The 6,894-nt window shown below is 43.2% G+C and carries 6 protein-coding genes; 4 read left to right on the top strand and 2 right to left on the bottom strand.

All coding sequences use genetic code 11. The features are described from left to right. Positions 1-229 precede the first annotated feature (229 nt). The 4 genes from ACT3QP_RS13660 to ACT3QP_RS13645 all read left to right on the top strand — a co-directional run bounded on the left by ACT3QP_RS13660 (position 230) and on the right by ACT3QP_RS13645 (position 3,925). Complete coding sequence (locus tag ACT3QP_RS13660) at positions 230-874, top strand: hypothetical protein (protein ID WP_444525881.1); 645 nt, start codon at positions 230-232, stop codon at positions 872-874. Positions 875-1,174: 300 nt separating this feature from the next. After that, positions 1,175-2,032: an AAA family ATPase gene (locus tag ACT3QP_RS13655; protein WP_444525880.1), complete on the top strand. Its 858-nt coding sequence runs from the start codon at positions 1,175-1,177 to the stop codon at positions 2,030-2,032. Positions 2,033-2,119: 87 nt separating this feature from the next. Then, positions 2,120-3,343 carry a vWA domain-containing protein gene (locus ACT3QP_RS13650; RefSeq protein ID WP_444525879.1) on the top strand — a complete coding sequence of 408 codons (1,224 nt, stop codon included), beginning with the start codon at positions 2,120-2,122 and terminating at the stop codon, positions 3,341-3,343. Positions 3,344-3,547: 204 nt separating this feature from the next. Beyond that, positions 3,548-3,925, top strand: a complete 378-nt coding sequence (locus ACT3QP_RS13645; RefSeq protein WP_444525878.1) for a DUF7079 family protein — start codon at positions 3,548-3,550, stop codon at positions 3,923-3,925. A gap of 27 nt (positions 3,926-3,952) precedes the next feature. On the opposite strand, the gene ACT3QP_RS13640 is transcribed toward ACT3QP_RS13645, so the two are convergent. Both ACT3QP_RS13640 and ACT3QP_RS13635 read right to left on the bottom strand, forming a co-directional pair. Beyond that, positions 3,953-4,771, bottom strand: coding sequence for a phosphodiester glycosidase family protein (locus ACT3QP_RS13640; protein ID WP_444525877.1), 819 nt, complete (start codon positions 4,769-4,771; stop codon positions 3,953-3,955). Positions 4,772-4,838: 67 nt separating this feature from the next. Beyond that, positions 4,839-6,653 (bottom strand): FMN-binding glutamate synthase family protein, encoded by a 1,815-nt coding sequence (locus ACT3QP_RS13635; RefSeq protein WP_444525876.1) that lies wholly within the window; start codon positions 6,651-6,653, stop codon positions 4,839-4,841. Positions 6,654-6,894 lie beyond the last annotated feature (241 nt).

Genomic DNA, 6,894 nt, shown 5'->3' with positions numbered 1-6,894 from the left:
GTGCTTATCTACTACAGCCCCATAATTTAAGTACATAATTAAAAAGCAGTTGATGCAACTTTTTCTAAACATTTGGTCACATGCATTTTAATAGAAAGTCGTGATAAACTAGCAACCTATCAAGTGTGCATGTCAATGATGTGTGGTTTGTAATAGGGCAGTGTCTACTGTCTGTCTTTAAGCACAACAGCATGAAACACAATTTATAAACGCAGATAAAGAAACGCGTATGGACTGGTTAAAAAATATTGTACACCTCTTACCACTGGAAGCTCTCAGTGATATTCTCGGCGAAATTGCTATTTGGTGGGGGCAGATGGTTAAAGACGTACCAGCTGCAGACTTGCCGATGTATGCTTATCTTGGTGGTACCGTTATTGTGTTGGTATTGTGGCTGCTGGTTGCTCGTATGCTGCCCAAACCATTGGGTGGAATGACCTGGATGGTACTGTTCGCTGTTTTATTAGCGCCTAGTACGGCTTTGAATGACCCTAGTGTGTTAGCACCTGCTAGTATTCATGTTGTCTACTCCATTATGATGAAAGATTTTGCTGGCGCGATAGCTGGCATGGTGCCGATATTGGTGGTGCTAGTGGCGGGGTTGTTTGTTGGTTTTATTTGGCAACTTATCCGTGGTGCTTTTGAATCGAGCTTAGAAAAAGCACGTAGAAAAAGTGCAGAAGATACGCAAGCAACGATGCAGCTGACGACAGGCAGTTATTTACCAGAGAATGCCAATTTGACGGAATCCTCTGATGTTGCTCAGCAATCTAATAAAGCCCCTTTAGCTGCTAATGCTGAAACAGAATTCGGTTTCAAAAAAGACAGTAGCTTAACTAAAAGCTCCAAAACAGAAAAATCAGACAAGTTGTAAAATGGCTGTTAATAATAAGCCTGTTAAAAAGAAGCTTAAGTAATCAGTAAAATAAAATTTTATAAATAAAAAAGACACCTTGCGTGTCTTTTTTTATATGAGCGTGTTTTTGTGTCAGGTTGTCCACTAATCGAGAACGTATGCAACCGCGAACGCATGAGTATTTTGGCAATGCGTGTGACTGTGCTAATCTAAATAATTGTTTATTTTCCACTCATAGCCTTTAATGATTTGATAGCTCCTATTTAACGGCTTCTGATAGCCTTAATGTATAACAATAACCGAGATTCGATTATGAGCATGACTGATAAAACTAAAAAAAGCGTTACTGGTACCAGCAGTTATATTGCGACTGATGATTTACAGCTAGCGGTAAATGCAGCGATGACCTTACAAAAACCTCTGCTGATTAAAGGTGAGCCAGGTACAGGTAAGACGCTACTAGCCGAAGAGGTAGCAGAGAGTTTGGGTATGCCGCTCATCACTTGGCATGTCAAATCGACCACCAAGGCTGAGCAAGGATTGTATGAATATGATGCGGTGTCGCGCCTGCGTGATTCGCAACTGGGTGATGACAAGGTTTATGATATTGCCAACTATATCAAGCCCGGTAAACTGTGGGATGCCTTTACTAGTACAGAGCGTACGGTATTATTGATTGATGAGATTGACAAAGCCGATATCGAGTTCCCAAATGACTTGCTGCATGAGCTGGATAAGATGTCATTTTATGTGTATGAAACGGGTGAGACCATTACGGCTGAGCAGCGTCCAGTGGTGATTATCACGTCGAACAACGAAAAAGAGCTGCCAGATGCGTTTTTGCGTCGTTGCTTCTTTCATTATATCGATTTCCCAGAAGAGCAAACCATGCGTCAAATCATCGAGGTGCATTTCCCTGATATCCAAGAAAAACTGGTCAATGATGCACTCGATATCTTTTATAAGCTGCGTAATATTCAAGGGCTCAAAAAGCCACCATCAACATCTGAATTGGTCGATTGGTTGACGTTATTACTGGCTGATGACATGGCACAAGCAGAGTTGGAAGAAAACCTGCGCGGTGAAAAGTCTATTCCGCCATTATATGGTGCACTGCTTAAAAATGAAGCCGATGTGAGCCTATTGCAGCGCTTTGCCAATATGATGCGTCGTTAAGTTTGCGCATGATCGTTGTAGCTATGATAAACGTTAGCGCCAATGTCAAAATCATAACCATATCAGCCAATAAGTGATGTGACTCTTATGTTCATAAAACTATTTTACACCTTGCGTACTTACGGCGTACCAGTCAGTACACGCGAGCTGCTCGACCTCAATGCCGCATTAGACAAAGGACTGATGATGCAGCCGCACCCTGAAGATTCAAGCCTGACTACCTTTGCCAGTCGCGAAGATATGTATCGCCTGATTCGGCTCTGCATGGTCAAGGACGAGCGCCACTTTGATAAATTTGATCGTGCCATGGCAGATTATTTTGAAGGTGTCGATAGTCTCGATATGGATGAGTTGTTGGCTAAGCTAACTGAAGTGCCAAAGGAATGGTTAGATTTGAAGCTAGACCCAAAAAACCTGACTGAAGAGCAGCGTCGACTGCTAAAAAAATACGGCTCGCTCGAAGAGCTGATGAAGGCATTAGAAGAGCGCCTCAAAGAGCAAAAAGAACGTCATCAAGGTGGTAGTAAGTGGGTAGGGACAGGTGGTACTTCACCATTTGGAGCATACGGTGACCATCCAGAAGGTGTGCGCGTGGGTGGCGAGTCACGTAAGCGTAGTGCGGCCAAAGTCTGGGAGCAGCGTAAATATCGTAATCTAGATGATGACAATCAACTCGGAACTCGTCAGATACAGATGGCGCTGCGTAATCTGCGTCAGTTTGCTCGTACTGGCAGTGCTGATGAGCTCGATATTCATGAGACCATCAGGCGTACTGCAAAAAAAGGCGTGCTTGATATTCACATGCAGGCTGAGCGCCGTAATCGTGTCAAAGTGCTGATGCTGTTTGATGTAGGCGGCAGTATGGATATCCATGTGGAGGCGCTTGAGAAATTATTCTCTGCAGCAAAAAATGAATTTAAAACCTTAGAGTTTTTCTACTTTCATAACTGTCTGTATGATTATGTCTGGAAAGATAATAACCGCCGTCATAGCGCACCGATGCCAACGTATGAGTTGCTCAATAAATATGGCCGAGAGTATCGTGTGATATTCGTCGGCGATGCGTCCATGTCGCCTTATGAGCTTATGACAGTGGGTGGTAGCGTGGAATATATGAATAATGAAGCGGGTATCGTATGGTTAAAGCGCGTGCTGGACCATTTTGATAAAGTGGCTTGGCTCAATCCAGAAAATCCTACGTACTGGCAATATACGCAGACCATCATTGAGATCAAAAAATTAATGGATAATAAAATGTATCCAATGACCTTGCATGGTGTGGAAGAAATGACCGGTTATTTGGCACGTTAAGACTAGGGCATGTCTTCAATTCACCTGATAGTCATTTGAATGGGCTAAAAATGGCTAAATTTTGCCAAACAGCGTCAAATAGCTGGTTAATATCCCGATATTATCTGCACTATTTTTCTTGTTTGACGGCAATTTATCTCATTTTTATCACCATTTTTGAAATGAAGACACGCTCTAAAGCCGAAAGACGCTATAAGGTTAATTATGGGTAGGTTAAATAATCAAGAAGCCGTGTGGGTTGCATTATCAGATCTATTTTTAGACACTGAGATATCTTATGAATTTATCGCTAGGCGAGTGGCACACGTTGATGTTATAGCGTTAAAGTATATGCTCTATTTTGAAGTTGCCCCTATTTGTATTGGTAACCTTCTTACGCCAATACCTACTATTTGGTCGGGATTTAATGAAGGCTGTCTTATCAGTGATATACATCATCACTTGCAGAGGTTTAATACCAGTCGATTCTATCGTTTTAAAATAAAGCTTACAGCAAAATTTTATAAAAGATTTTTGAATCATGAATGGCTAAAACTTACTGCAGAAATACGATTGGTACATGAAAGACAGCTGATATCATAAGTCAGTATCGAAACAGGCTAAAAGCATTTATTCAATACCAGTTTCCACCACACCAATCATCACACCCATTTCTTTTTTATCCTGTTTATCGATACTGGGCGCGTATAGTGCTGAGGCAATACCGCCATCTAAAAATAGCGCATTTGGGCAGCTTAAATCGTCTTTAAACAGTTCAGCAAACTGATAAAACGTGACGGGCTCCTCGCTAGTCACAAATCGTATGCTGCCGTCACTACAAACGCCTGCACCATTACGAATCTTGAGTGAGGTGCTATCAGGTTTGAATTGTGAATGTATCTCGTTATTGATAACCAGCATTGGGCCAGATTGGGTGGCATACCATGGCTGTGCTTCACCATTTTTAAGCAGCTCATCTAAGGCATTGCTTTCCGTGATTTGTACCTTCCCAGACTTATCCCACCACATGACACCATTCGGTAGTAGATGAAAATTACCGCCACCTTCATTGAGGTTTAACGCACGAACTTCTTGGCCTTCAATCATAGTATAGCCAATCGGTGCATAGTCTTTATTATACATACCTGCATTTGCGGCAAAGCTAAGCGCTTGATCGTCCGGCAAAGTCGATAATAAGTTATCAAAAGTCAACAGGGGCTCGTCACTCTCAGGCTGTTGCCAAAATAACTTTAATGCGTAACGCCCATCGATCAATGCTTCCGCTGTAATGCTACAGGCGCTATAAGAAAACGGCGTATCTTGAGACTGGCATGACCAGTTTTCTGTGTCACTATTACTGACGGCAGTGCTTGTAGGTTTACAAGCACTGATACTAAGTGAGAGCAGGACGGCTGTACATAAAGGGAATATATGAGCAAAACTTGGCATGGATTATAGATCTTTTATAATGAAAAATATCAGTGGTGATGCTCCACATATGGTAAACCGCTAGCTTTTAGTCGCTGTCAGGTGGAAAGTCGCGAAAGGTGTTATTGACATTGCCTATCATGATACCTGTGGGATCATTGTTTGCTCTATCGTCTGTTGCTTGATCGCCTGCTTTTAAGGTAGGTGCTTCAGTTTTTTTGCCGGTATCACGCGAGTCTTCATTGTAAGCAATCAGTGCGTCATTGTCAGCCAGGAAGCTGTCTGCTGTCGCCATTACCCACATTTGATTAAATACATCTGCACGGGCGCTTTGATCAAGTAATGCGCCTTTATCGGTAAAATAAAAGAATTTCGATAGCAGTTTGATCTGTCCGTCTTCTAGTCGGCGTGCAATGTGATAAGGCTGTAGCTGGCTTGGATGCTGTAAGCCTACGGCACCAACGATGCTGGCAAGTGATTTTAGGGTGTTTTTGTGAAAGCTTGCGACGCGCTCCGCTTTACTTGGCACATCCAAAGCCTTTTGACGGTAAGGATCTTGGGTCGCGACTCCTGTCGGGCAAGTATTGGTATGACATGAGCGCGATTGGATACAACCGACTGCAAACATAAATCCGCGTGCGGAGTTGCACCAATCTGCACCCAAGGCAATGAGGCGCGCAATATCAAAACCAGAGACGATTTTTCCGCTTACGCCCAGTCTGACCTTGTCACGAATACCTGCACCGACTAGGGTGTTATGAACCAATAAAAACCCATCAACCATTGGCATGCCAACATTGTCCATAAACTCAACAGGCGCAGCACCAGTACCACCTTCAGCACCGTCAATGACGATAAAGTCAGGGTAGTTGTCAGTTTTAATCATGGCTTTGACAATCGCCATAAACTGCCACGGTTGACCGATACAGAGCTTAAAGCCGACAGGCTTACCACCTGATAGCTCACGTAACTGCTGCCAAAAAGCAACCAGCTCAAGTGGTGTGCTAAAGGCGGTGTGCGAAGAGGGTGAGATGCAATCTTGACCGAGTGGTACTTGGCGGGTATCAGCAATCTCTTGGGTGATTTTCTCTGCTGGTAATACGCCGCCTTTACCAGGTTTTGCGCCTTGCGAGAGTTTAATCTCAATCATTTTTACTTGCGGATCGACAGCTTTTTCGGCGAAAGACTGTGCATCAAAATCGCCATTGGCATCACGGCAACCAAAATAACCCGTACCAAGCTCCCAAATCAAATCGCCACCAAATTTACGATGATAAGGACTAATCGCACCTTCACCCGTGTCATGCGTGAAGCCGCCTATTTTTGCGCCTTGATTGAGCGCCATAATGGCGTTGGCAGATAGGCTACCAAAGCTCATCGCTGAGATATTAAATACTGACATCTCATGCGGCTGCTGACAACGCTCACCGCCAACCATAATTTTAAAGTCTTTATTTTTTAGCGGTTGGCTGACCGCTGATTGTAAGAACCACTCTTTACCGTTGGTGTATAAATTGTCTAACGTACCAAACGCATTGGTATCACTAACGTTTTTGGCCCGTTGGTAAACCAAAGCACGCTGCTGGCGCGAAAACGGTACTTGTTCTTTGTCATCTTCTAACAAGTATTGACGAATCTCGGGGCGAAAGTCCTCCAGCACGTAACGAACATGTCCTGCGATAGGGTAGTTATTCAAGATGGCATGCTTGGACTGAACGATATCGTAGATGCCCAAACCCACCCCAAACGCACCAATGAGAATCAGCCACCAGTTTAGCAATAGCAACCCTGCTAATAGCAAAAAAATTGCGGCGACAAAGGTGCTATAGCGTAGTAGGACGCCCGTTAAATAAGGCAGGTTGCTTTTTGGTTCAGGATTTAAATCGGTACGAGATTGGGGCATAGCGAGGCTCGGCTGTAAAACAAAGAAATTAAAAAACGCGATAATTATTAATGACAGATAAAATAGTATGTCTCAAGCAGCAATATTTATGATACCGAGAGCAAGTAATATTTATCTTAACTTATAATTAACGCGCATATTGTAGGCTTATGATATCACGGCTTAGAGATAATTGAGTACAGAGTGTTTTTTGTGGGAGCCAACTCGATTAAAAATGACCATGAAACTCCCTACAATTATG

Source organism: Psychrobacter sp. AOP7-B1-24 (genome assembly GCF_052376215.1).
GTDB lineage: Bacteria > Pseudomonadota > Gammaproteobacteria > Pseudomonadales > Moraxellaceae > Psychrobacter.
Note: the sequence above shows the minus strand (reverse complement) of the source record. Positions and strands in the feature narration are given on the sequence as shown.

What these genes read in the sequence shown, in the direction of transcription:
- ACT3QP_RS13660 (WP_444525881.1), top strand. Translation starts at nt 230, where the DNA reads ATGGACTGGTTAAAAAATATTGTACACCTCTTACCACTGGAAGCTCTC.
- ACT3QP_RS13655 (WP_444525880.1), top strand. Translation starts at nt 1,175, where the DNA reads ATGACTGATAAAACTAAAAAAAGCGTTACTGGTACCAGCAGTTATATT.
- ACT3QP_RS13650 (WP_444525879.1), top strand. Translation starts at nt 2,120, where the DNA reads ATGTTCATAAAACTATTTTACACCTTGCGTACTTACGGCGTACCAGTC.
- ACT3QP_RS13645 (WP_444525878.1), top strand. Translation starts at nt 3,548, where the DNA reads ATGGGTAGGTTAAATAATCAAGAAGCCGTGTGGGTTGCATTATCAGAT.
- ACT3QP_RS13640 (WP_444525877.1), bottom strand. Translation starts at nt 4,771, where the DNA reads ATGCCAAGTTTTGCTCATATATTCCCTTTATGTACAGCCGTCCTGCTC.
- ACT3QP_RS13635 (WP_444525876.1), bottom strand. Translation starts at nt 6,653, where the DNA reads ATGCCCCAATCTCGTACCGATTTAAATCCTGAACCAAAAAGCAACCTG.